This window comes from Methanococcoides methylutens, from assembly GCF_000765475.1.
GTDB classification, from domain to species: Archaea; Halobacteriota; Methanosarcinia; order Methanosarcinales; family Methanosarcinaceae; genus Methanococcoides; species Methanococcoides methylutens.
Genome location: NZ_JRHO01000002.1, coordinates 51,196 through 76,543, shown reverse-complemented (window position 1 = coordinate 76,543; position 25,348 = coordinate 51,196). Strand labels below are relative to the sequence as shown.

At 39.3% G+C, this 25,348-nt stretch carries 31 protein-coding genes; 19 read left to right on the top strand and 12 right to left on the bottom strand.

All coding sequences use genetic code 11. The features are described from left to right. The first annotated feature begins 1 nt into the window (after position 1). The 5 genes from LI82_RS13655 to LI82_RS00435 all read left to right on the top strand — a co-directional run bounded on the left by LI82_RS13655 (position 2) and on the right by LI82_RS00435 (position 2,598). Positions 2–262, top strand: a complete 261-nt coding sequence (locus LI82_RS13655; RefSeq protein WP_081955689.1) for an ATP-binding protein — start codon at positions 2–4, stop codon at positions 260–262. Positions 263–488: 226 nt separating this feature from the next. Continuing rightward, positions 489–911 (top strand): hypothetical protein, encoded by a 423-nt coding sequence (locus LI82_RS00445; protein WP_048193010.1) that lies wholly within the window; start codon positions 489–491, stop codon positions 909–911. Between the two features lie 100 nt (positions 912–1,011). Beyond that, complete coding sequence (locus tag LI82_RS00440; protein WP_048193009.1) at positions 1,012–1,452, top strand: hypothetical protein; 441 nt, start codon at positions 1,012–1,014, stop codon at positions 1,450–1,452. A 321-nt stretch (positions 1,453–1,773) separates the two neighbouring features. Then, positions 1,774–1,905: a hypothetical protein gene (locus tag LI82_RS13510; protein ID WP_269078500.1), complete on the top strand. Its 132-nt coding sequence runs from the start codon at positions 1,774–1,776 to the stop codon at positions 1,903–1,905. 126 nt (positions 1,906–2,031) lie between these two features. Beyond that, entirely contained in the window at positions 2,032–2,598 is a 567-nt protein-coding gene (locus LI82_RS00435; RefSeq protein WP_048193008.1) for a toll/interleukin-1 receptor domain-containing protein, read from the top strand. A gap of 169 nt (positions 2,599–2,767) precedes the next feature. Here LI82_RS00435 and LI82_RS00430 read toward each other — a convergent pair whose 3' ends face one another. Further along, positions 2,768–3,394, bottom strand: a complete 627-nt coding sequence (locus LI82_RS00430; protein ID WP_236622628.1) for a VTT domain-containing protein — start codon at positions 3,392–3,394, stop codon at positions 2,768–2,770. 241 nt (positions 3,395–3,635) lie between these two features. Between LI82_RS00430 and LI82_RS00425 the strand changes: the two genes are divergently transcribed. Then, positions 3,636–5,060: a ribulose-bisphosphate carboxylase gene (locus LI82_RS00425; RefSeq protein WP_081955688.1), complete on the top strand. Its 1,425-nt coding sequence runs from the start codon at positions 3,636–3,638 to the stop codon at positions 5,058–5,060. 376 nt (positions 5,061–5,436) lie between these two features. Here the strand turns inward: LI82_RS00425 and LI82_RS00420 are convergent, their stop codons facing one another. From LI82_RS00420 to LI82_RS00390, 7 genes are all read right to left on the bottom strand, one after another. Beyond that, on the bottom strand, positions 5,437–5,691 hold the full coding sequence (locus LI82_RS00420) for a carboxymuconolactone decarboxylase family protein (RefSeq protein ID WP_048193007.1): 255 nt from the start codon (positions 5,689–5,691) through the stop codon (positions 5,437–5,439). After that, the gene (locus LI82_RS00415; RefSeq protein ID WP_236622627.1) at positions 5,688–6,038 is read right to left on the bottom strand and encodes a helix-turn-helix domain-containing protein; all 351 of its coding nucleotides are present in this window, start codon (positions 6,036–6,038) and stop codon (positions 5,688–5,690) included. The genes LI82_RS00420 and LI82_RS00415 overlap by 4 nt, the downstream gene beginning before the upstream one ends. 220 nt (positions 6,039–6,258) lie before the next feature. Continuing rightward, the gene (locus tag LI82_RS00410) at positions 6,259–7,491 is read right to left on the bottom strand and encodes an ABC transporter permease (protein ID WP_048193006.1); all 1,233 of its coding nucleotides are present in this window, start codon (positions 7,489–7,491) and stop codon (positions 6,259–6,261) included. Continuing rightward, a complete protein-coding gene (locus tag LI82_RS00405) occupies positions 7,469–8,743 on the bottom strand; it encodes a COG1361 S-layer family protein (protein ID WP_236622626.1) in 1,275 nt (424 codons plus the stop codon). Before LI82_RS00405 ends, LI82_RS00410 begins: the two co-directional genes overlap by 23 nt. Before the next feature lie 56 nt (positions 8,744–8,799). Next, entirely contained in the window at positions 8,800–9,513 is a 714-nt protein-coding gene (locus tag LI82_RS00400) for an ABC transporter ATP-binding protein (protein ID WP_048193004.1), read from the bottom strand. 528 nt (positions 9,514–10,041) lie between these two features. Next, positions 10,042–10,761 (bottom strand): helix-turn-helix transcriptional regulator, encoded by a 720-nt coding sequence (locus LI82_RS00395; RefSeq protein ID WP_160174922.1) that lies wholly within the window; start codon positions 10,759–10,761, stop codon positions 10,042–10,044. A 62-nt stretch (positions 10,762–10,823) separates the two neighbouring features. Further along, positions 10,824–11,744 carry a hypothetical protein gene (locus LI82_RS00390; RefSeq protein WP_048193003.1) on the bottom strand — a complete coding sequence of 307 codons (921 nt, stop codon included), beginning with the start codon at positions 11,742–11,744 and terminating at the stop codon, positions 10,824–10,826. Between the two features lie 594 nt (positions 11,745–12,338). Between LI82_RS00390 and LI82_RS00385 the strand changes: the two genes are divergently transcribed. From LI82_RS00385 to LI82_RS00355, 8 genes are all read left to right on the top strand, one after another. Continuing rightward, positions 12,339–13,100 (top strand): hypothetical protein, encoded by a 762-nt coding sequence (locus LI82_RS00385; protein ID WP_048193002.1) that lies wholly within the window; start codon positions 12,339–12,341, stop codon positions 13,098–13,100. 311 nt (positions 13,101–13,411) lie between these two features. Then, complete coding sequence (locus LI82_RS00380) at positions 13,412–14,026, top strand: hypothetical protein (RefSeq protein ID WP_048193001.1); 615 nt, start codon at positions 13,412–13,414, stop codon at positions 14,024–14,026. A gap of 92 nt (positions 14,027–14,118) precedes the next feature. After that, a complete protein-coding gene (locus LI82_RS13505; protein ID WP_269078498.1) occupies positions 14,119–14,250 on the top strand; it encodes a hypothetical protein in 132 nt (43 codons plus the stop codon). A 159-nt stretch (positions 14,251–14,409) separates the two neighbouring features. Beyond that, positions 14,410–15,228, top strand: a complete 819-nt coding sequence (locus tag LI82_RS00375) for an FTR1 family iron permease (protein WP_330217361.1) — start codon at positions 14,410–14,412, stop codon at positions 15,226–15,228. A 250-nt stretch (positions 15,229–15,478) separates the two neighbouring features. Continuing rightward, on the top strand, positions 15,479–15,988 hold the full coding sequence (locus LI82_RS00370; protein ID WP_048192999.1) for a PepSY domain-containing protein: 510 nt from the start codon (positions 15,479–15,481) through the stop codon (positions 15,986–15,988). A gap of 180 nt (positions 15,989–16,168) precedes the next feature. After that, the gene (locus LI82_RS00365) at positions 16,169–16,360 is read left to right on the top strand and encodes a hypothetical protein (protein ID WP_135607290.1); all 192 of its coding nucleotides are present in this window, start codon (positions 16,169–16,171) and stop codon (positions 16,358–16,360) included. Positions 16,361–16,476: 116 nt separating this feature from the next. Further along, positions 16,477–16,650, top strand: a complete 174-nt coding sequence (locus LI82_RS00360) for a hypothetical protein (RefSeq protein ID WP_236622625.1) — start codon at positions 16,477–16,479, stop codon at positions 16,648–16,650. A 30-nt stretch (positions 16,651–16,680) separates the two neighbouring features. After that, entirely contained in the window at positions 16,681–16,974 is a 294-nt protein-coding gene (locus tag LI82_RS00355; protein ID WP_048192996.1) for an ArsR/SmtB family transcription factor, read from the top strand. Positions 16,975–17,131: 157 nt separating this feature from the next. Here the strand turns inward: LI82_RS00355 and LI82_RS00350 are convergent, their stop codons facing one another. The 3 genes from LI82_RS00350 to LI82_RS00340 all read right to left on the bottom strand — a co-directional run bounded on the left by LI82_RS00350 (position 17,132) and on the right by LI82_RS00340 (position 19,487). Beyond that, the gene (locus LI82_RS00350) at positions 17,132–17,689 is read right to left on the bottom strand and encodes a c-type cytochrome (protein WP_236622624.1); all 558 of its coding nucleotides are present in this window, start codon (positions 17,687–17,689) and stop codon (positions 17,132–17,134) included. Between the two features lie 96 nt (positions 17,690–17,785). Further along, positions 17,786–18,016: a ferredoxin gene (locus LI82_RS00345; protein ID WP_048192994.1), complete on the bottom strand. Its 231-nt coding sequence runs from the start codon at positions 18,014–18,016 to the stop codon at positions 17,786–17,788. An 82-nt stretch (positions 18,017–18,098) separates the two neighbouring features. Beyond that, positions 18,099–19,487: a hypothetical protein gene (locus tag LI82_RS00340; RefSeq protein ID WP_052402621.1), complete on the bottom strand. Its 1,389-nt coding sequence runs from the start codon at positions 19,485–19,487 to the stop codon at positions 18,099–18,101. A 289-nt stretch (positions 19,488–19,776) separates the two neighbouring features. Between LI82_RS00340 and LI82_RS00335 the strand changes: the two genes are divergently transcribed. Next, a complete protein-coding gene (locus LI82_RS00335; protein WP_135607289.1) occupies positions 19,777–20,322 on the top strand; it encodes a copper chaperone Copz family protein in 546 nt (181 codons plus the stop codon). A gap of 69 nt (positions 20,323–20,391) precedes the next feature. Here the strand turns inward: LI82_RS00335 and LI82_RS00330 are convergent, their stop codons facing one another. Continuing rightward, a complete protein-coding gene (locus LI82_RS00330) occupies positions 20,392–21,003 on the bottom strand; it encodes a hypothetical protein (RefSeq protein WP_048192992.1) in 612 nt (203 codons plus the stop codon). 237 nt (positions 21,004–21,240) lie between these two features. On the opposite strand from LI82_RS00330, the gene LI82_RS00325 reads away from it, so the two are divergent. The 4 genes from LI82_RS00325 to LI82_RS00310 all read left to right on the top strand — a co-directional run bounded on the left by LI82_RS00325 (position 21,241) and on the right by LI82_RS00310 (position 25,195). Beyond that, complete coding sequence (locus tag LI82_RS00325) at positions 21,241–21,441, top strand: DUF378 domain-containing protein (RefSeq protein ID WP_048192991.1); 201 nt, start codon at positions 21,241–21,243, stop codon at positions 21,439–21,441. An 81-nt stretch (positions 21,442–21,522) separates the two neighbouring features. After that, positions 21,523–22,545: a YbgA family protein gene (locus LI82_RS00320; RefSeq protein ID WP_048192990.1), complete on the top strand. Its 1,023-nt coding sequence runs from the start codon at positions 21,523–21,525 to the stop codon at positions 22,543–22,545. A gap of 74 nt (positions 22,546–22,619) precedes the next feature. Then, on the top strand, positions 22,620–23,060 hold the full coding sequence (locus LI82_RS00315) for a pyridoxamine 5'-phosphate oxidase family protein (RefSeq protein ID WP_048192989.1): 441 nt from the start codon (positions 22,620–22,622) through the stop codon (positions 23,058–23,060). Then, a complete protein-coding gene (locus LI82_RS00310) occupies positions 23,057–25,195 on the top strand; it encodes a PEP/pyruvate-binding domain-containing protein (protein WP_048192988.1) in 2,139 nt (712 codons plus the stop codon). Before LI82_RS00315 ends, LI82_RS00310 begins: the two co-directional genes overlap by 4 nt. The last annotated feature ends 153 nt before the right edge of the window (positions 25,196–25,348 follow it).

The following is a 25,348-nucleotide window of genomic DNA, read 5'->3' as shown; positions in this document are numbered from 1 at the left end:
TATTGATCTTGATAATAGAGTAGAGGTTTCGATATCCGATAATGGTATTGGTATCCCACGAAATAAGCAAGCTGAAATATTTGAATCTTTCAAACAGGCGGATTCATCAACTTCAAAGGAATATGGGGGTACAGGCTTAGGGTTGACTTTGGTGAAACAATACGTTGAGATGCATGGTGGAAACATTTGGGTTGACAGTGGAGAAGGCTTGGGCAGTACCTTTACTTTTACTATCCCTTCGAATTCGGATTATTGTGACTAACATACTAGTTTTAGATTTACTATAATTTAAGGAAAACAGTCTATTGTTTTCTTAGAGGTCCACCAGCTTAACAGTTCTCAGTCCCTACAATAAATATATATGTTTTCATTTCACCTTTTTATCTTGGGGATTTTTGATATCATGTTTACAGGACAGATTGAAGTTACAAATGTAGAAGTGATTAATGAACGAGTAGGACTAATTCCATCACAGGGTTGGGAATAACATGGAACTAATTCCCTATTTTCATGTACTTGTTGGCATTCTTGTCTTTATTGTAGGGTTCATTTTCCATTGGTTAGGTCAATCTATCTCAGTATTGAATTGGGATCTTGCCACAAAAATAGGACTTCAGGAAAAGAAAATGATTCCTGAGTTTAAGGTATATGAGCATGCAATAGCTTTTGCTGATGTATCAATTGGCTGGATCTATGGGCTTGTGGCTATCGGTCTGGTCCTGAATTTACCATGGGCGTTTAAACTGGCATGGATCCCGGGTGTGATCTTTCTATATCATAGCTTAAGTTTTTGGTTTTGGGTCGGGAACCAGAACAGGTTAGGGTATCAGACCACCACGAACAGATTTAGGATCATCTGGTTCCTTACAAATTTCATAACCGGTATTCTGACAATTATAGTTGCGTGGTAATATGGTGTTGATCGAATATGATCACAAAATATGAAGCACATCTAATAAATTCAAAACGAATATAATATTTATTAATAAAATCCAAACTGAGGTTTAGAAGATGCAGGAACTTGAACTTCTGTCGCGAGTGACCTTATATGTTCTTTTGGTATTGTTCGGTTTAATTACACTAATCCTTGGATGGTTCCAGATCAATGTCTACAAAGGTAAAGCCATGGATAATCCGGATGGTTCAACCGATGATTGGCATGAGCAAAAGATACTATTTGGAATGTCACTTGCAGACATAATCATAATTTGTCCGGCTACTTTTGTAGGCATTGCCTTAATACTGATAGATTCCCACTGGGGCTTTTTCATTCTTGTAGTGCTTAGTTTCTGGCATGTGTGGGTGAATACTTCTTTTACAGTTACCAGCTTACGGTTTGAAAAGCCAGAAATGACTTTCATGTGGTTCATGGCTTATCCGTTTGGAATATTGCTTGGCATATCTTACCTTATTTGGATCGTTGTTCACTTTGATGTGATATTTTTCCCATAATGAAGTTGTGGAAAGGTACACAATCCTCGTCAACCATTATAATATCATAAGTTCACGATGATTTGTATTATGGTGGCCTGATGCACGGTTGGGGAACTGTGAACTCAGAAAGGGCACTTTCTTTGTTTATGTAAGTACTGGTATGAATTTCATCTAGTGATGGTGTGTATGGTTCAATTTGCAAAACTATGATCTACCGGTCCGTACATCAGCACTTCTTTTTTGTCTTCTTTGTGAAAGGCTGTAAACAGGATATCATCTATGTATAATTTTAAGTAGAAGGAATCTCAAATTTATTAATTAGCAAAGGGGGTATTTTATTTGCAAAAGAAAGAAAATAATTCATCAATTCAGCCAGAACCAATACCTTGTCCGGAACCTGAGCCAGAGCCATCGCCTGAACCTGTTCCATATCCTGAACCAACCAAAAAGCCAAGGGATAAGAAAGATTGAATAGAACATCATAATATTACAATGACCTCTGCTTTAGTAATTTGATCTTTAGATGCTTAGTTGAATTCAAGCATTTTCATCTTCAATTTCTTGAAATAAGCAGAGGGAGTCTGGGGGTATTCAATAATGATAACCAGAGTCTATATTTCCCACTCTGAGCAGGACATCGGCCTGGCCGAAGAACTGGAACAGGCCCTGTGGGCTGTGAATCTGGAGAGTTTTTCCTCTCTTACCAAAAAGACCGAATCAATCTCCGATGCGGAACTGATCAGCTTTGGGATCCGTCATTCTGATTGTGTGATTGTCATTCTGACAATGAATGGAGTGTTATCACCCAAAGTGAATGAGGAGATCGGTTTATCTGTGGGTACGGACCAACTGATAATTCCATTGTTGGAATACGGGGAAAAATTACCGTCTTTAATAAGCCACCTTCATTCAATCGGTTTTTCCAGGGATACCTATGAAGATGCACTGGGAGTGGTCATAAAAGATATACGTCAACTCACGAAACTTGACTGGCTGAAAATCAAATGTCCTCACTGCGGGGAAGAAATGACTCAATATATCACACCTCAGGAAGAGGTAGAGAAGGTTCTCCTGGAAGGTACTGATCTTAAGACCATGTGTAGCTACTGTGAAAATGTTGTCTATCTGAACCCGAGGACATTCAAACCTCGTTCTCCTGAGTGATCCTTGCAGGAGCATTCAGATAGATAGATAGATAGATTGATTGATTGATTGATTGATTGATTGATTGATTGATTGATTGATTGATTGATTGATTGATTGATTGATTGATTGATTGATTGATTGATTGATTGATTGATTTATCTATAGATCTATCAGATTTTAAACCAATTCAGATCAAACTGTATCCAAGTTTTGAAAGCTCCACAAGCAGAACAATAAGTGTAAAATTACCCGCAAGCAACGGAACTATCATTTTCCGGAACGGGAATTTCACAATTGCAAGTGCTATTGCGATCACATCACTTGGAAGGGGTGTGAGGGAATAAAGGAAGATCATTAACATTGTGATCCTGTCATCGATCCCTTCCATCCATTTTGTCAGGCGGAGAACATTGCCTTCATATTTTCCTTTTATGCATTGCCTGCCTTTTGAACCCATGTAGTAGAATACCAGATCGCCAAAAGTGAGACCTATGCTTGCGAAAAATGCGATCCAGAAAGAATTTACTCCTCCAAGGGATATTGTGATCAAGGCTGTGTAGAATGTGGTGGAAGTAAATGTGGAAACACCACCTATCATAGCCAGCAGGAAGACAAAAATGTAAACGTTGCGTACTCCCAGCCTTTCGACTATTTCTCCCGGGGGGTGATAATAAAGAAGAACTGACCAGGAAGCTATGAAGAGAACAATTAGCCCGAGAACCTGTATGTTCCTTTTACTATTATAATGGTGACAAAATTCCATTTCATTGTCATCTGCTTTTAATGGGATCAGCTTTTCATTTTTATCCTGCATTTAACCTCTAATAATTTGAATAGTTATAGGGTAAAATCCTTTCATTTATATTATATACTTCGCTATCAGGAAATAATACTTTTAAATGGATGTGGCTATAAGGGTGAATACAGTAATAAGAGTCCCGAATTTCAAATACTATTACGTTGCCACATTTTTATGATGGCATCCGATTCCTTATTTTGATTGCGTTTCATTTCACTCCAAATATTCAAATAGATTGCAAGCAGTTATTCTTATTATGAGCTCGATTCATGAAGATCTGGTCCGATCGCTCGATTCCAAACAGGCAGCTTATGTGAATCTGGAACTTCCGGACCCTACGAATGGGGAATATCTTCTTGGAGTTTTTCACTTTATTCCGGGGGGAGATCTGAATATATTGCAGGCAGCAGCGGAGATCGCAGCTGAATCATCAACTGGTACGAACTTTAAGGTCAATACTGAGACTAAGTTCTCACAGACGATGAATGCTCTGGTCTATCAGCTTGACCTGGAAAGAAACCTTGTCTGGATAGCTTATCCATGGAGACTTTTTGACAGGGGAGGAAATGTCCAGAACATCCTGACGTACATTGTCGGAAATATTCTGGGAATGAAAGAGGTAGCAGCACTGAAGTTGCTGGATGTATGGTTCCCGCCATCCATGCTCGAGCAGTATGACGGTCCTGGCTTTACTGTTGATGACATGCGAAAATACTTGGATGTATATAACAGGCCGATCCTTGGTACTATCGTAAAGCCGAAGATGGGACTTACTTCTGCAGAGTATGCAGAGGTCTGTTATGACTTCTGGGTAGGCGGAGGAGATTTCGTCAAGAACGATGAGCCCCAGGCAAACCAGGATTTCTGTCCATATGACAAGATGGTATTGCATGTAAAGGAAGCCATGGACAAGGCAGTCAAAGAGACCGGGAAGAAAAAGGTTCACTCATTTAACGTTTCAGCTGCTGATTTTGACACCATGATCGAAAGGTGCGAAATGATCGTCAATGCAGGATTTGAGCCAGGAAGCTATGCATTCCTGATCGATGGCATAACCGCCGGCTGGATGGCAGTCCAGACCATCAGGCGCCGATATCCTGATGTGTTCCTGCATTTTCACAGGGCAGCCCACGGAGCTTTCACAAGACCTGAGAACCCCATCGGTTTTTCAGTACTTGTCCTGTCCAAGTTCGCACGCCTTGCGGGCTCTTCAGGTATACACACAGGTACCGCAGGTGTCGGCAAAATGAAAGGAACTCCTGAAGAGGATGTTGTTGCTGCACATGGTATCCAGTACCTGAGTTCAACCGGCCATTTCTTCGAGCAGTCATGGGCCAAGATAATGGACACCGACAAGGATGCTATAGAGCTTGTACACGAAGACTCAGCTCACCATGTGATCCTCGAGGATGACAGCTGGAGAGGCATGAAGAAATGCTGCCCGATAGTTTCCGGTGGCCTGAATCCGGTAAGACTGAAACCTTTCATTGATGTAATGGGCAATGTGGATTTCATCACAACAATGGGTTCAGGAGTTCATGCACATCCCGGAGGTACTCAGGCAGGAGCAAAAGCGCTTGTTCAGGCATGTGATGCTTATCTCAAGAACATAGACATTGCAGAATATGCGAAGGATCATGAGGAACTGGCACAGGCTATTGAGTACTTCCCTAAAGTTTGAGGTCGTTACAAGGTTTCGTTGAGAATATTTTGGAATGCTATACAGAGCTGGTCAATACTCATTTATTTTCAGACCAGTCTCTGTAATAATTCATTTTTTGATATGATTTTGATCTTTGGTATTGCCACCCCGAGCATGGGAAAGACGAATCAAAACGTTTCTCTTGAGCAGCACAAATGCATCTTGGATGGGAAGTGATTCGTGACGCTCTGGTACTTACAACAATTTTAAAAAAGGCGATAATTCTATCTGGATGTTCAACTGGTCTCAGTGTCAATGAAATTATCAATCTGGGAGTGGGATATTTCTTGGAAGTCTATGATCAATTCTGGAATGCTTTTGTTATGAAAAATAAAAAAGAAAGCGTATGCCCTGATCAATCTATATGCCTTAACCCGCTTCCGAATCGTATAAGGGCAGCAACGGCGATAGCTTCATTAATCTCATCATCTGTAAATCCTGCTTTTCTGGCAAGGTTTTTCTGATGATCTACACATTCATCGCAATTGATCGCAACCGCACTTCCCAACGCTATCAATCTCTTAGTCTTCCCTTCCAAATTATTGTCTTCGAATAACCTGTCCTTCATGTCCGAAAATCCTATTTCTTGTTCAATGTTTTCCGAACTCATTTTTTAACACCGGTTTTTACATTTTCTAAATATGCCTCTCCCCTGATAGTCAGCTCATATTCTGTTTTATCAGAAGGATCGATCTTGCTGATATAGAATGCATCCTCCAGCATATCGAGGTTCAGTTTTGCCTGCATATCACTCATATCGAGTTCGATCTTTATCTCCTCAAGACTTTTCGTCCCATCCACTAAAAATTCCATTATCATCCTGCGTTTGGGGTTTTGAAGTGTTTTCAAACCAATTGCATGGTCTTCTGAAGGATTTCGTTCTTTTCCACTTTCATTCATCTGTTTTATCAATTTCTGTTTTTTTCTGGCAATTTCATCTAGATCCATAACAACCATTTATCATGAATAATCCTTATATTTAATATATTTTCTGGTGTCATTGAATTTCTGATAACAGACCAAAAATCTAAAATTCAATCTAAAAATATTTGTCCAGTTCCTCAGTAAGATTCTCTGAGGAACGGGAGATTAGTGACTATTTTTGATCAGGAATTATTCTATTTGCCCGCCAAATCTGAAATGAAATTTAAATCTTAACAAAAAGGGAGGCATGGTCTTACTCATACCTCAAAGCGTCTACAGGTTTCATTTTTGATGCATTGTATGCAGGTACCACACCTGATATAATGCCTACACAAATAGCTATGGAAATTCCTATTGCTATCAGTTCAGGGGATAGGGTCGATCCCATCGAAGAACGCATTATTGACAGTCCAAGGCTGGGTAGCATGGATGTCAGTACAAGGCTTAGAAGAATTCCAAGAACACCGCCTACAACCCCTACCATTGCGGAGTTGAACAGGAATATCATCAATATGTCCCTGTTCTTTGCTCCTATTGCCTTCATCGTTCCTATGTCCCTTGTCCTTTCCATCACGGATGTGAACATTGTGTTTGCAATTCCTACTGATCCAACTACAAGGGAAACACCAGCTATAGCTGCAAGGAAGAGGCTCATTGAGTCCATCATCTCAGTTGCACTTTCTAATTGTGCTTCCGGGTCTGAAACACTGAAATCCCTGTCACTTTCTGTAACATGCCTTGAGATCATTAGTTTTTCTTCTACATCCTCTCTCACAGTATCAACGTTGTCGATGTCATCAACCTTTACAATTATAGAATCAAAAACATCATCTTCCGCATCTTCGATTATCTCTACTGCTGCATCTATGGGCATGATAATCCCGTTATCATTATCTCCGGATTCCAGGATGCCTACTACTCTTACGGACTGTCCATTGATACTAATTACCTGGTTGAGACTTATTGGCTGGTCAAACATATCATTGGCAATCCTGTCTCCTATGACAGCAACATAGTTGTCTGAAGCTTCAAGCAGTCTTCCGGAAGCAGCAGTATAGGATGTTGTGTACTGCCAAACCTGTGAGTCAACACCTGTTATGGAAAGATCTGCCGACTCTCCCAAGTAGTATACATCTTCTTTACCCGATATCTGGCCATACAGATAATCGACATTCCCAACCAGCTTGAGAGCCATAACATCCTTGTCTGTCAATTCGGCATCATCTGCTGAAGAACCACCTCCACTATCTCCAGGTCTCATTCCCATTGCTGATGATGCTTTGGTATATCCGGGAGTAATGGTAAGGGACGTCATGTCCATGTCCGCAAATCTGCTTTCCATATCTTCCTCCATGCTATCACTAATTGCCAGGATGGTGACAACAGACCCTACACCTATCACAATGCCTATTATAGTGAGCCAGCTTCTGATCTTGCTGTGAAAAAGGATATTGGCAGCAAGTTTAAGATATGTCTTGTACCTCATCGTCTTTTTCCCTGGAAGTTTTCATTTTCCTGTAATACATTGCTCCGCCAACTACGATTCCCACTACTGCCAGATACATCAGGTAAGTAGTTATGGAGGAACTATTCTTTCTCGCACCACCATAACCTGCAGTGGTTACATCTCCTGTTGTGGATGTAAGCTCAATAGGAACATTCTTTTCAACTGAGATCCTTTGGCCGGTTGAATCCGTGTATTCTATTAGAACTTCGAGTTCGTTCTGTGAAGACTGTGATTGACGCAGTGCTGCTACCTCTTCAGGATCCATCTCATCCATGGACATGGATGATCTGTCAGTACTTCCTGAAGTGGAACCCAAAGCATTGTTGGTAATACTAAATGACGTGATGGTGTAGTCACCTTTGTCAAGATTGCCTACTATAGATGCAGAACTTCCACTTACTTTGTAGTTTTCCTGTTCAGGAATAGAGACTTTTACAGAATATGCTTCATTGTTACCGACATTGGCGATCGACAGGGAAACTTCCCCTTCATTTCCCTCGGAAAAGGCAACATCGAAGTCTGTGCCCCCACCGATAAAGAGACCTGCTTTGGTGTTGATCTCATTCATATTTGAGTCGTAATCCTCAAATTCCAGATTAATGTCCAGCTGGTAAAGCCCGGGGTCTGCATTCACATCTGCTATAACTGAATACGTGACTGTAGCTGATTCTCCGGTTTCAAGGTATGATATGAATTTGGTATTGTCTGAATATACCGGAAGGATCTCTCCGTTTTGTTCATCCCATGAGATCGCCATGTTCTTGAGGGGTGAACTTCCTGTGTTTGTTACTGTGAACTCCAGTGTCTCTTCTACTGCACGATCGATAATTGCTTCGTTAATTACTACCTGAGCGTATTCCTTTCCACGTACCTCAACATCAATTGTTGTACATTTAGTTGCACTGTCGCCTTCATTGACATTGATGTCGAGCTCATAGAAACCTTCTGCTACATTAGGGTCAACATTCAATGTGAACCTGAGGATAGCTGCATCTTCTTCGTCCTGGCGTGCATCGAGGAACGAGATGGTTTTGGTCAATGGTTCGTCAGATACTTGTGAAAAAGGATATTCGGGTTCAATTTCGACCTCTACATCGGCAAGATCTTCATTCCCAATGTTCTGTACAGTTATTGTCATTTCAACGGTCTCGCCGGGTCTTGCAGGGTTCGGGCTCTGGCTCATTATGTCTACGCTGACACCAGGAGCACTTGTATAAGTTGCTGCAGACACAGTTGCAATCGGTAACGATAATAGCATTAATAATATCAAAAAACCTTTCATTTTTTTCATTCCAATCGCTTCTCCTTTGTTTCTATCTTTTCTATCATCCCATCTTTGATGTGTATCACTTTTTCAGCATATTTTATAAGTTCAGTGTCGTGGGTAACGATAATTATCGTCTTATTCTGTTCTTCATGCAAATCATTCAGAAATTCCAGTATGTAGTCTCCGGTCTTGCTGTCCAGGGCTCCGGTAGGCTCGTCTGCAAGAAGTATTTCAGGATTGACTGCAAGCGATCTTGCAATAGCAACTCTCTGTCTTTGTCCTCCTGAGAGCTGGGAAGGTGAGTGTTGCATTTTGTCTTCAAGCCCCACGACCTTCAACAGTTCTTTGGCTCGATTTCTTGCAACATTGATGTTTTCTTCCTGAAATTCCAGTGGAAGCATAACATTTTCCAGAGAATTGAGAGTGGGGATCAGGTTAAATTGCTGAAAAATGAATCCGATAGTTTTACCTCTGATCTGCGCCAGTTCGGATTCATCAAGACTGGAAATATTATGGCCATTTAAACTGACAATTCCCTTTGTAGGAATGTCCAGACAACCGATCTGGTTCATCAGGGTACTTTTGCCACTTCCACTTGGTCCGAGTATGACCACAAATTCACCTCTATTGATATGGAGATCAACTCCTTTCAGTGCTGCAAATTCAATTTCACCCATCTGGTAGATCTTCCATACATCCTTCAGATCTATGAGGGGAGCTTCATTATCGATCATTGTTGTTGAAACCTCGTGAATTTAATTGTTTGTCCTTTTCTTGAGCTCTCACTTGATCTCCCCCTAATTCCTCCTTTGGTGAATTTAATGAGTCCATTCGAGTGTGGGGTATAATGTCTCATCAATCAGCCTACGTGGGTAGTGCTATCATCTCGGGAGGAGTGGGTGGTAGTCAATCAGCCAATTAGCTAGTTTGAATATAACCTTACTTAATTTTCAAAGAGAAAATATGGCTATAAAGTCAAAATAAAACTTTTTAATCCTTAATAAATCTTAAAAATACATTATAATGAGTTTAAATGCAAATTTAAGTATTTATAAGCCTTTATTTTAAATTATAATGGGAAATATAAATCTTCAATTTTGGGATGGCATAAAAAAAATGATAGCTAACAATAAGGTCTGACCTTGTATGTTTCGCTGTAATTGGCAGGTAGAATCAGAATTCTGTGTTCCGGATCAATGAACTCGGAACGTCAGGAATAAAGAAAAAGGTAAAGTTGTAGGTTTAAAAATAAATTGTTGATCTCATTTTCGATCTTTTAATATAATGACGTTGCCACGTCCCTTTCTGAACTTCTCCACATAACCTTTGGCCTCAAGTTCCGATAACATCAGGCTTACTTTTCCTTCGGAGTATCTGATCTTGCTTCGAAGGTCTTTTTGTGTAATCCTTCCTTCGTTTGCTATTATTATATCGAGCACTTCCTGAAGGTCGGATGGGAATTCTTCATTTTCTTCTTCCGGTTCGACGATTACTTCCGGCTGATACGTTACATGATCAGTTCCTTTTTTCTTGTGTAAAAAGGAATATGCACCAACCGCCATCAATGCAAGTAATATGAACGCGATAGAATAGGTTCCTATAGAAGACTGGTTGGTCTTTTCGGAATCTGTTGAGCTCTCTTCGATCGGAGCTATTTCTGCAAGATCGTCTTCAGTTATGAGCCCTTCGGAGTAGGCAGGGTAAAGCAGGAGATCAATAATGTAGTTGCCTTCATCTGTGATGACAATGTCTTCTTCTGAAATATATACAAGAGTATCATTCTGGAAATATTCAGCCTTGATGGTATAGCTGCCGGGATTAAGATCAAATGAATATACTCCATATTTTGCCACAACAGATTGTGAGGGGGTTGAATTGACCGATATTATGGTATTCTCCAGAAGTTCAAATGTGTTCCACTCATATGTTGCTCCATGGACGGTAGCTGAGCTGTTCGCAGCTGCTATTCCTGCCGTCAGCATACTTATAAAGAAAAAAAGAAACAATATTAGATATCTAGCTTTCATGTTAACAGCTGCTGAAGTTATCTTTTGCCTAAAGGCTTCATCCATTGTTCCTGTTCAGTCTGGCCATCAATAGTGCTATAGTTGTAGGTTCCATTTCCAGACATCATCACCGCTCCCTGACCAGTTGAACTAAATGATATGTTATTTCCTTTTATCATAACCGCCAGGTTAGAGCCAGATATGTTTGCATATCCATTAAATTCTTTGTATAAGGATACCTTGTGTCCTTCACGAAGAACCGTTGAACTGACATGATCACCGTCGATAACTATCTTCATATCATTTTTGTAATCGGATATGGCAATCATTCCATTTACGACATATAAGTCAATACTAAGGTTGCCGGAAAGTATTGCTGTGCCCTTTCCATTAGCAGAGAGACTATCTGTCAGATCGAGTTCTACAGAGCCAGGGTTTATAAGCTTCAGCTCTTCGAATATCTCTTTTAAGATCCTGTTCGCTTCGTCTAATTCCTGCAAGGACTGAGTGAGATAGTATCTCTTGTTGATCTGTGTTACTGGTTCAGTCTCATATGCCAGTTTTTGATTTTCTCTTGCTCTTTCGATGGCTTGTTCATAGTCCTCAAGCAGACCTCTAAGTTTTTCAACGTCTTTGCCCCTTGCTTCCAGCTCATTTATTCCATCTTCGATCTGAAGGGCCGTGGTTTCAGACCTTGTTATCATATCCTCGATGAAAGTTTCCGGATCCTTTCTAATAGGACGGATCTCATCTCTGGGTGGGATATTATCATTCAGGTGATGGAATTCAAATCTGTCATCAGGTCCAAATATTCGTAGGGGGGAATCTTCAAGACTTTTCCAGGGAGTGATATTCTTATCCTGGGAATCTGTTATTTTCTGGTCGACACATCCTGATACGAAAAGTGAGAGTATAAAGAGTGCAATTAATGCTAAATATGCTGCTTTTTTCATATTCATTAGTTCTCCTTATGCTGGATGATCTGTCGATAACTTGTGGATGCACTGATTTTCCTACAAACAATATATTTTTATTGATTGAATAACAGGCATTTGTATCATTTGTTATCAGCTACTTGATGGTGACTTAAATATATATGCATACTTTACATGAATGAAAAAACGGGCGTTTCGATTTTGCATTTGAATATCTGGATTTTAATTGTTTTCTTTATAATGCTTTATTGTTGGCTTAAAATCAAAATAAATGCATTTTTTTGTCTTAAAATCCTATTGAAATTTAAATATGGTATATTTCTTAAATTATTGTATTAATCTCTATTTTCATTGAAAAGAGATACTGATCTAAACATCATAAATTCAAACTTAATTTTAGACAAAAATTTAGTGATTGTATTTTAGGATAATATAAACTTCTAATTTAGATTAAAATCAAATATTAATCTTATTTATGCAAAAAATAGTATTATAATGCTTCATTTAATCTTTAGTATCATTTTATGTGTTATATAAAGAAAGTATGCTTATATTCAACCCGGAGAATGTCCCGATTGTAAGCGATCAGTGATATGCTGGTGCTTAAGGAGCGATAGTATGACAAAGAAAATACTGAAATTGTTGTCCTGTCTTGCAGTCATATTGATGGTGGCATGCATTCTGCCATCTGGTGCATTTGCTGCAGAAAATGACCAGCTTGACAAAGGGGACATGAAGTTTGGAAAGATGAACAGATTTGCAGATTCCGGAATGGACCGTTCTGATATCAGGGAGAAGTTCCAGAATGACATGCCAGAATTCGAGACAGATGAAGAGAAATTCGAGTATCTTCTGGAAATGATGTCCGAATCCATCAATAAAAGGATCGAAGCCCTTGAATCTATTGATCTCGATGAGATCGACGATGAAAGGATAACTGCTGAGGGTATTGAGAAGCATCTTGAATCTCTCGATAATGTAAAAGAAGAGCTTGAAACTGCAGAGTCTCTGGAAGATCTCAGAGAAATAAGGGAATCAATTGCTTCAGTGAAACCTCAGGATGGACCTGGGCACAGAAATATGGAAAGGATCGAAAATATGCCTGAATTCGAAAGCGATGAGGAAAAGTTCGAGTATATTCTGGAAAAAATGTCTGATTCCATCGATAAAAGAATTGAGCTTCTTGAATCTCTGGATCTCGATGAGATCGACGATAAAAGGATAACTGCTGAGGATGTCGCGGAGCGTCTCGATAATCTCGAACAGGCACAGGAATTTCTTACAGATGCAACGTCTCTTGAGGACCTTAAGGAAATAAGAGAAGACCTTAAAGAAATGAGGAGATCCCATCCTCCAATGGAGCTTCAGGAGGATGAGTAATAGCTGGAAAGTTTGAAAAAGGGAGAATTAATCCCCTTTCTTTTTTCAGCAAAATCCATTGTCTGATAATCAATTAAGTTTTGATGAACAAATTATCCCAATAGATGTAGAGTCATGACACTGACAGTTGATGAGGTCATATTTATGGCTATAGGATTCCTGTTTTTTGTTGCTATTGTGCTTGTTATAGTTATTACTTGCAGGGAAAACACTTGAAACAGGACTATCCGGGTTTTAGTTTTGTGATTATTGTGAGAGATAATACGTTATCAGGTAATCAGCAATCCAATGATTCTTGAGGAGTTGGTAGTATGGTAAAAAATGTAGTAAAAATATTTTCCTGTCTTGTAGTTATGTTAATGATGGTGAGTCTTCTACCATCGGATGCACTTGCTGCAGAAAATGATGTAAAATTAGACAACATGGGCAGACAAGATCCTAGCATGGATAGATATGGTAACATGAGTAAATCAAATGCCGGAATGGATAAACCTGACAATATGAATGACAGAATTCCGGAATTTGAGACCGAAGAAGAAGAGTTCGAGTATTTCCAGAACGATATGTTCGAATTAATTGATAAATGGATCAATGACCTTGAAAATAAAAAAGAGGATCTCGATGAAAGTGACAATGAAAATATAAATGTTGAGAAGATCGATGAGCAAATTGAGGTTCTCAATAGTATAAAACAAGAAGTTGAATCGGCAGAGTCTCTGGAAGAACTTGAAGTGATAAGAAAATCAATTGTGATGTCTCAGGTGGATGAGAATGAATATCCGATGTCTAGAAACATGAATGGATCTGATTCTGGAATTGATGGCGATAAAAAGGTGATTCAGAAAACATCTGAATTCAATGCTGAAGAAGGAACATTTGATTCAATCAAGAATAAGGTGTTCGGATTCTTTGCGAAGTGGATCTAAGCGCATTAGAATGCTGAATTCCGAAAGTGGATAAGAATTGTAATGGTTGTGAATCAATGGTGTTATTTTCAGAAGATCTTATAATAGCGACTTTGGCAATCCTGTTCATTACTATTATTGTGCTTGTTATATCTCATTGGGTATACAATGCACAGAAAGCACTTGAAAAAGGTCGTATCAGGGTTAAAGCCATGGATAAATTCCCTCAGGAAAGTGATGAATAAGATGTATAATTTTACTTTATTGGATGAATAAAGAACTTTTAAGATAATTTCTCCTTTCTCATTTTTTCTTTTTTCCTAATATGATTTGCAACATTTGCCGCAATACTAACTAAAATATATCACCCCTATCATTGTTAGGTATACCAAACAATAATAGGAATGATTAATATGTTCTCAAGCTTTATGATAACATTCAGGGAAGGGCTTGAAGCCTTTCTAATAGTGGGGATTATCCTCGCGTATCTTGTGCAGACAAGACGAACTGAACTAAACAAATACGTCTATAGTGGTACAGGACTTGCTATCGTTGGAAGCCTGATCGCTGCAGTTGTCTTCAACCTTCTTGCAATACAATTCGAAGGCCGTAATGAGGAGCTCTTTGAAGGGCTTGTGATGCTGATAGCAGCAGTTATCCTGACATCCATGATCATTTGGATGGCACGTGAGAATAACAATATCTCATCAACGATAAAGGAGCAGGTCGAAGGGAAGAAAGCCTACGGACTCTTTGCACTGGCATTCCTCTCTGTCCTGAGGGAAGGTATTGAGACCGTACTCTTCCTGGGTGCAGCAGCAATGAACACGGAAACCAATGCTGTTCTCTATGGGGGAGTTGCAGGTCTTTCTGTATCCATCGTGGTCGCATACCTGGTATTCAGATACTCTTCACACACTGACCTGAACAACTTCTTCAAGATCACCAGCATCTTCCTGATCCTCTTTGCAGCGGGACTGGCAGCACATGGTGTACACGAGCTACAGGAAGCAGGCGTGGTTCCGATCATTGTAGAACATGTATGGGATATCAATCACGTCATCGATGAGAGAGGAACCTTTGGTTCTATCATGAAATCTCTGCTCGGATACAACGGAAACCCATCGCTTATCGAAGTGCTGACCTATGTTGGATACTACATTGCGGTTGGTATCGGGCTGAGGGTACCCGGAAGACGGGAAAAGGTTGCAATAACAGCCTGATCTTGTCTTAGCTTAACCTAGCTGACTGCTACTATCAACAAAGATGGTAGCATCTCTCTTTCTTTAATATCCTTTTTTGAACCAAATACCTTTGTTTGATGCCGATATTCTTAAAAAATATAATTCTTGCATTATGGTTTTGAATGGTTAGGGCACAATCCTTAAATATAAATGAGTACATGTGTAACATATAGGCTACATATACAAACTATGGTTACATAGTTTAAAATGAATAAAGGATGTGAGCAAAATGAGAAAAATAACAAACATGCTTTTGGTAGGTGCTATATTTCTTGCCGGTGCAGGAATGATCGCACTGACGATGCAAACTGATACTGTCCAGGCTGCTTATGGTTCAGGCCCGGGGTCTGGATGGGGTGGATGCCCTGCATATGGTGCTTATAGTTCAGGCTATTCGGGCTATTCCGGATATAACATGGCAAATACCTATTCCGGTAACTATGAACTGACCGTTGAAAGCATTGAAGATGCATTAGACATAGCTCAGGAACAGATCGATGCTGATGTGAATGAGGAGAATATCTACCAGATGGGTAGATGGTGGGTTGTGTATTACACAAACGATGATGGTATTGTAATGCGTAGCTACATTGATGCATTCACTGGTGACGTTCTGGACACTACAACTCAGTCATACGATTATTCTAACACAGGACGTGGATACGGTATGATGTACAGTGCTGGATATGGTATGGGGCATGGTCCCGGAATGGGATATAGTAGAATGTATCGTTACTGATTAATGAATTATGTGGATTCCCTGCTATTTATTTTTGAATTGTACCCCCCACTCCCAACTATGGCAGGGACCATCCACTTACCTTTATGAAGAGTCTGATCTTAGCAGGAATGTGATAATATGATGGGCTATGGAATGTATGGTGATTATGGGATATTTGGAGGTTTAGGAGGTTTTTCTATGATATTTAGCTTGCTTATACTGATAGCTCTTATCTGGTTGATTTCTTCCGTTTTCAGTAACAGGTCGTGTATTTTCAACAGTGGGTCATGCAATACCAAAGACGATCGTGACACGCGCTTATCCCATATTGAAGAACAGGTGGAGAGCAATCGTGAATCACTGGATAAGATCTTGAAGAAGCTGGATTGAGTCCCATTTTTTGTTTATTTATATGGGATATTAGTAAAGATTAATATGAAAACAAAAACATCTTATGAATAACTATGATGCACTATTACAATACATTTAGTTTATTTGATCTTTTCTTGGAAGTTCTCCTTATACTATTGGTCGTAGGTATAGTCATTTTCTTCATTAACAAATCCGGGTTTGCAGGTGCAGGTGCAGCTAGCAACGAGAAACTCGTGAGCATGGAGAAAGATGTTGCTGAGATCAAGAAGACTGTCGAAGAGATCAAAGAGAAACTGGAAGAGATCTAAGTCTAACTCAACAACCTAGCCGGTCTTACTATGGGAAAAACAATGCAGCAGATAGTATCTATAGGCGAGGCTATTTCACACCCTCTGAGGCTTAAGCTTCTCTATATGCTCTCAGAAAGGGAATGGTATGTGTATGAGCTTGCCAAAGAGCTGAATGTCTCCCGGCAGGTCCTCTATCTTCATTTAAAGCGTCTTGAGAAGGCTGGATTTGTAGAAAGTGATCTTCGTCTTGAAGATGACGATATGAGGGCGAAGAAATTTTTCAAGCTCAAGGAGTTCGATGTCTCACTCAATATCGAAGACCTGGGAACTTTCTTTGAATGATATTTTCTGTTTTTTGATCCTCTACTCATCTATGGGAAACTAACTAAAAGTATCAGAGATCATTAATTGATATCCCATTCCGGTTCCATTTTTCAATATCTGTATTTTTAGAAAAAAGAAAGCAGGAATTCTTCACTTAAAAATAAGGATCCCTGTATCAAAGCGTTTTCAGATATTCGATCAGATCTTCCATGTCTTCATCTGAAAGATCCCATCTGGGCATTGTGTAATCAAGTTCTTCACCAGAAGGATCCTTTCCTTCCCTTATGGCAATACTGATCGTTTCATCAGTGTATGGAGGATGCTCTTCATGTTCATCTTCGTGGTCTTCTTCGGAAGTCAGGACTTCATAGGTTATATCTGAAGGTATTACAGTTCCCATCATTATTGGAACTCCACCTTTCCCATCAACACCATGACAGCTTACACAACTTCCACCATGGACATACAACCAATGAGGACCACCACTAACCGGTATTTCCTGTCTATTTTCATTAAGACCTGTATAATAGATCATTTCTCCGTTCGATGAAAAATCTGTAATGATGTTCGGATCTGTCATCGAATCATATTGTGCCGGGTACATATATCCGGGATCATGCCACTCATATCCACGATCAGTTGTATCAGGTCGTTCATCGTAAACATTTATACATCCTGCGACCATTAGTATTATTCCGATCGAGATCAATGTTCTGGCAATTGGTATTGTCAACTTCAATTTCCCCCTTGATTTTAGAAATTATTGATCAAAGCAATTTATTCTAAATAAATAAAAAAGAAAGAAAAGGCCTTTAATATATATCAAACGTTAGCCATCATTACCGATCGCATCTACCGGGCATGAATCCCTTGCATTCTCGCAGTCCTTTGTCTCGGAATCATTTTCCGGTTGCTTAAAGACAAATGCAGTCGATTCATCTTCAGTCATCCTGAAGTTATCCGGAGCATCATTTGTGCATAAACGACATCCAATACATCCTTCATCTACATAGAAAGGACCAGGTACATTTTCAGCTACTTTATTTTCGTTATCAGCCATTGTCAGTTCCCCCACTTTTGGATACTATTAAACAAATTTGAATTACCTTTCTACTTATAGTTTATTGTGAAGTCATCAACCTTCAGGAAACTATCCAATCACTGTAAACAACTGTCTGTTCAGCGTTTGAACCCCAGGCTACCACAGCGACACGATATTCCTGACCAACAGGTACCTTCATATTGGTCACTGTATAAGTTACCCCGCCTTCTGCTTCAATTTCAGCGATTTCATCACTCTGGACCTGGTCCCAGGCCATGCCTTCATCTGTTGATTCAAGGTACGTGTATATTATCACGTCTTCTGCAGTTGCAGAACCGACGTTCATGACCTCAATATCCAGATTTGCATATATGTAGGCCGCTTGCCTCTGGCTGCTTCCCGTAAATTCAATTTGCAGCTGAGGGTATCCGAAGCCTATCGGAGTTATTGTTGCCTCTACATCTCGATACTCATCAGGTATTACGCCTACGTCCCAGCCGGAATTAGTCGTTTCAAGGTAGAAATACCTGATCCCGTTGTAATCATAGTAACTTCCGGAGATGCCTTCATCACCCTGCACACCGACTGCCATATGATCGGGCAATGTGATCAATGCTACTCCATATCCCATATCGTGCAGAAGTGATGCGAGAAGGATCGATGAATCTTCGCAATCCCCTCCACCGTGATATAGCGTTTCGAATGGGAATCTCGGGTATTCATCGTATCCTGCAGAAGCACTGTCACTGACATAAGGAAGTGATTGAACAAAAGCTGTTGCAATGTATGGTATCTCATCGCTGTCATAACCGCCTTCATCAGCGAGATATTCCAGTTGTGTGGTTACCTGTGAGATCAGTTCGTCATCGTAAGGATCATTTGCAAATTGGTCATAGTCCCTGCTTCGGCTTCTTTCGGAATACAATTCGTAATCGTCTTTGTAGTATTCGTTCTTTATCCAGAACTCTGTGTTGTCGTATTCCCACTCATAAGTACGTGTAATGGAATCTTCAGTTAGTGAAACTGCTATCCTGGGTTCAGATTCAATGTTGATAGGTTCTGTTTCTAGGTATATATCCGGCTTTAGTTCATAGGTCAGATCAATAGAAAAACTGCTATCATAGATCTTATCCAGCCTGATAGAATAAACAATATTTTCCTCCTCAGGGTCCTTTATGTTATACGTCTGGCCTGTGGATAATGTTCTTGTAGAATACTGCTCTCCGTTCTTCCTGAAAGAGATAACCGTAAAATCTTCTTTTCGATCGATCTCCAGAACCTTCAGTGAGTATCCATTTTCAAGATCAAGTATGGCAGTTTTCTTGAGAGTAGTGTTGTATTGCTCAGTATAGTCCTCAGTCGCGATATCAGTTTCATCAAGATAAGTTGATCCGCTCTCTCCGGGATATTCTTCTTCTGCTATGCAACCTATGCATGAACAAATGATAATAAATAGTAAAAACCACGAGATCGATCGTTTGATACCCATATAAAATGGAATTTACTGCTTAAATATAATAGCATTGTGGTTGCTACCAATGATCAGAGTTGCTGCTTTGATCACAGTAGTTTCTATCAAACATCGGAAGAAACAGTTGGCCCTGTTTCAAAAGGTCTGGTGTCTCCTTCCTACAATTAATGCATTCCATAATGTGTTTTAAAAGAGCAATTCAGAAGCTTTGAAATAGGTTTGCTAATAAAGAATGAATTAGAAATCAAGTTCTAATTATTGAATCCTGAAATTAAAAGTGTATTATGATGTTGTGGGAGTTCAGAAAATGATTTATCAGATATTGAATCAGGCATCTTGTTGTGATTGTGGAACTGAAGAGGATAGTTGTTGTGGTCCAACGAACAGTAATTGTTGCGTGTCTGAAAATATTGGTCTGAACAAAAAAGAAAATGCTTGTCCCGTTTGTTGTACAATTGGACAGCCTGTTGAGAACGTCACGGTCAGGCATCTTGTCAAAAAAGAGCTGATGTTATCTGTTGATGATAACAGCTACTGGCTTTGTCTTGATGAGGATTGTGATGTTGCATATTATACAGAAACAAAAGCAATGTTCAGAAAAGATGATCTGAAAGTTCCTTTATGGTTCAAAAGAGATGCTGATCCAAAGTATGCATGCTACTGTAATGAGATAACAGAGGAACAGGTCATTGAAACGGTTGTTAATACTGGTATAGATAGCATGAAGGATATTATTAATGCTATCAAAAGTAAAGCAAATGCCCAGTGTCGGGTCAGGAATCCTGCAGGCAAATGCTGTACAAAGGCGTTTAATGAAGCTATAGAAAAAGGAAAAGATATCAGGGACAATTGATAATCTTCTCAAGTAAATAAAAGGATGGGAATATTTTTAGTTTAGTTCTCATCCTATCAAAAAGGCTCTTTAAAAATTATCGAATATGATGTCCTCTTCTTCGATGAAACCATAGTTGATGAAAGTATCAGTTGTTGTAATATTCACTTTTGCATAAGGTTGACCTTCTTCACTTTCTTCGATACTGTTCTCTATGCTTTCCCATTTCTCTCCCGGTTCAAGGACGATGGTCTCATCATGGTAGAATATCACTGCAACCCCTTCTTCGGAAATAGAAACAACTTCATAGCTGTTTAGTTCAAAAGGTAATGAGTATGCAGCATAGCTCATTGTGCCTGCCCCCATTCCGATTACCCCGGAAAGGGATGATCCGTCACCTGCTACCATTACAAGGGAACTGTTCACCTTAAATGATTCAAGTGGTGTTACGATGTGAAGATCCCGATCTTCTTCATCAAAGTAGTAGGTTGGGAAATCAATTGCAAGCATTGGCCATGTGTCTCCTTCTATGAATTCACCATGGCTGTTGATATGATGGTCAAGGAAAAGGATCTTTTCAGAACCTGCAGTGTCATTTTCAGGGTTTTCATTATCAGATATGCAGCCTGCAGTAAAGATTAGCCCGGCCATCACAAAGCAGACCAACATTAAGTTTATGATTTGCAATCCTTTGTTTGTCATTTTATTTCACCTTGAGAAAAGAACTCATTAAAAATATATAACCCTGTCTTTAGCTATAAATAAATTTGAAGCTTTCTGATATTGATTATTCTTTATTTACAGAATACCTGGTTAAAGTACGTTTACGATTTTAAAAATTAATTAGATTTATATATGAATCAATTTTTTATTTTAAACAAGTAATAAATAGTAGACGTTTCATATTTACTTTTGTAAATTTACTGGAGGGTACATTGTATGGTAGAGAAAACTGCATTAGACTGGATAGCAATAGCTCTGGTAGTTATTGGAGGTTTGAACTGGGGATTAGTCGGAATTTCACAGGACTTCAATCTTGTGGCTTTGATCTTCGGTTACAGCATAATTGCGAGAATTGTGTATCTGCTGGTTGGATTATCAGCACTCTATATGATCTATTTCGCAAACAAACAACACTGAGGCAGCAACCTGCTGCCCTTCTTTTTAAATATGAGTTCTGACTTATATTTTATTATAAGTTGATGGGATTGGGAGGTTTAAATGTCAAACTGTAATATTCCCGAGTATCCATACTCAAGACCTCGCGTGGTTGCAAGTAAATGTCTTGAGTTTGAAGCTGTGCGCTATAATGGAAGCGTTATTAATTGCCCTACTGTTCGTGCTCTAATTCCATTTGTAGATTTTATCACAGTTTGTCCGGAAGTTGAAATTGGACTTGGGGTTCCACGTGATACTATAAGGATCGTGCTTGTAGATGGCAAAAAAAGACTGATTCAGCCAAAAACAGAGACTGATCTAACAGAAAGTATGGATAAGTTCACTGACAAATTTCTGGAAGATCTGCCTGATGTTGATGGTTTCATTTTTAAATCCGGTTCACCTACGATCGGAATAAGGAAGATCAAGATATATTCGGCTTCTGATAATGGATCCGTAATTGAATATGGATCTGGCTTTTTTGCAGACAAGTTCGTTCAAAAATATGCAGACTATCCTCTTGAAGAGGACGATCGGCTTAGAAACAATATTATAAGGCATCATTTCCTTACAAAACTTTTTGTTTTTTCAGATCTTCGGAATGTGAATGGGTCGGGTTCATTTGAAAAGCTGGAGAGGTTCCATAAGTATAATCGCTATCTTTTCCGCCTGTATGATCGTGATCTGGCTGTGAAAATGGATCAGTTATTGGAAAATAAAAGCTCATTAGGATCTGATAAGATCATGACAGAATATGGTAAACTCATTCCACAGGTTTTTTCCAGATCGCCGGGATCGAAAGAATTTATAGATATTGCAAATGAGTTACTCTTAAGTGTAGCTTCTTCTCTGAATGAAGTTGAAGAGCAATACCTGGAGCAGGTAATTAAAAAATATGCGGATAATCGAATGGCATGCGATGCATTACTTGAGATGCTTAAGCTTTATGTTATGCGTTTCAGTGATTCAAAAGAGGAATATTCCAGATTGTTCTTCCCATATCCGGAAGAATTAAAGAATGAATCAGAACCTGATAGGGACAGGGATTTCTGGGCAAATTTCCCGATATCAACTAAGCCTGATTGATTCCAGAATTAACAATTAATAAATACTGAAGCAATCTAAAATTATATTAGCGTTTTACATATGTTGGGGGTTAAATGACTGTAAATACGCCTGAAGAGGCTTTACTAGATATCTTAAAAGGGCAGAGTCTTGCAGTTCTTGCTACTGAAAAAGAAGGAAGGCCGTATACAAATCTTATAGCGTTTGCTGCCACCGAAGACCTCAAAAACATACTTTTTGTAACTCCCAGGTTTACAAGAAAATATTCCAACATACAAGGTTCAAGCTATGCATCAATTATGGTGGATAACAGGTCGAATACGGTTTCGGATTTTAAGGATGCAACTGTTGTTAATGCAATGGGAATTGTAAAAGAAGTGGATAAAATTCCTGTTTTTTCTGATCTCTATCTTTCAAAACAACCACATTTAGAAAAGTTCCTTAAGGCCCCCACATCTGCATTGATGATGATGGAAGTTGAAAAATATATTATTGCAACGAGTTTCCAGAATGTTGTGGAGATGGAGTTGAAATGAGCGATCTTATCATCCCGATGGAAAGTATCAGCGAGGAAGATAAAGAAAATGTTGGTGGGAAAGCTTATTCTTTATCAAGGCTCAGGGAAAAAGGATTCAATGTTCCAAAATATTTTTCGGTAACAGCCGATGCATATAGAAAGTTTTTAAAAGACAGTGGACTTGAAGGTCAGATCTTACTTGAGATTGCCAGAAAAGATTTCGGCAAGATGAGGTGGGAGGAGATGTGGGACACATCCTTGCGTCTTAAAAATCGGTTTTTGAATTCATCCATTCCTGAAGACCTCGAAAATGTGATCAGGTCAGAAATTAAAAAGAGTTACGAAAAAGTGCCGGTCGTTGTAAGATCATCAGCACCGGGTGAAGATTCAGCAAATACTTCTTTTGCAGGCATCCATGAGTCTTATGTGAATGTCAGGGGCGTCGATCCAATACTTGAACATGTTAAGCTTGTCTGGGCATCTCTATGGTCAGATGCTGCAATTCTTTATCGAGAGGAGTTAGGTCTTGACATAAAGGAAAGTTCAATGGCAGTCTTAGTTCAGGAACTCGTTGAAGGCCAAAGGTCCGGAATAGTTTTTAGCAAAGATCCAAATAATGAAAGACATCTGGTCATAGAATCAGTTTATGGTCTTAATGAGGGTCTTGTTAGTGGTGATATTGAACCTGACAGGTGGATACTGGATAGAGAGAACGGTGCAATTGTCCAACATGTAGTTGCTTCCAATAGGGAGAAAAGTGTCAGGTTAAAAGAAGGTGGAACTTTTATCGAAGAGCTGTCGTCTACTTTTTCAGATAAGGAACCGCTAAGTGAGGATGATATAAGCAGGATCTATGAGATGGCAATGCTCTCAGAAAAAGTGTTTGATTCTCCTCAGGATATGGAATGGACAATTCGGGATGATGAAATATTCCTCCTGCAGTCAAGGCCAATTACAACCCTTGAAGATAAGGAAAAGAGCTGGTACATTTCTTTAAAAAGGACCTTTGATAACCTGAAAGCTCTCCGTATTAAAATAGGGGACATATTGATCCCGGAAATGATCTCTGATTCCGGATCAATGTCGCAGGTAGATCTTCAAAGCCTGAATGATATTGAACTTGCGGAGATGATCGTTTCCCGAAGAAGTACATTCGAGAAGTGGGATTCAATATACACAAAAGAATTCATTCCTTTTGCTCATGGTATGAGGTTGTTCGCAGATGTGTATAATGAAAAGATGAAGCCTTCAGATCCCTATGAGTTTATGGACCTTCTGTCAAATTCGGATCTTTTAAGCATGCGTAGGAACAGGAAGCTTAACTTACTTGCAGGAATGATCCGAAAGAACGATTCGCTGAGGAAAAATATCGAGTCTGGAAATATCGGGGGGGATTTTGGAAAGTATTTTGATGAATTCATGGAAGTTTTTGGACGATCATCTTATGTCGAGGATAAAAGACAGATGATAAAACTAATACTGGAATTATCTTCACATCCGGAGAATGAGATCATAAGTCAGAAAGATCCAAAAGAATTAATAGAGAATTTCCTTGCGATTTTCGACCGGAAAGAAAAAAAATATGCTTCGGAGTTGCTTGATATTGGTCGAGCAAGTTATAAACTCCGTGATGATGACAACATCTATCTTGGAAGAATTGAAGGACATTATCTGGATTCAATTAAGGAAGGAAAAAGCAGACTTTCAAAAAGAGGAATTGAGCAGAACATAACTGATGATGATGTCATAAAGGCGTTAAAGGAAAAAAATTACATTCCAAAAGCACAAGTCATTACCCGGGATCTTAGTCATCCAGGTAATGTCAGGATAAGGCAGATCCAGGGGCAACCAGCCAGTAAAGGTGTTGTTACAGGCATAGCAAGAGTTATAGAAACAAAGGATGATCTTTTTGCTGTAAGATCGGGTGAAATTCTGGTATGTGATGCGATCGATCCGAACATGACCTTTGTTGCGTCTCTTGTTTCCGGTATTATTGAGCGTAGAGGGGGCATGCTCATACATGGGGCGATAATCGCACGTGAGTATGGGATCCCTTGTGTAACAGGTATTCCGGATGCTATAGATATAATAAGTAACGGGGATGAAGTTACTGTTGATGGTTATCTGGGCATCATAGTTATACAAAGACAGTAAGATTTTTTAATTTTATTATTAGAAAATAAGTTATCTGACGATTGCTTCAGAAATTCGAGTTTCTCCGGAATATTTTGAGGGTATTTATTATAATAGAATACAAGAGAACCCTTAATTTTCAATTCAGTTTATGTATAATCTCTCAAAAATAGA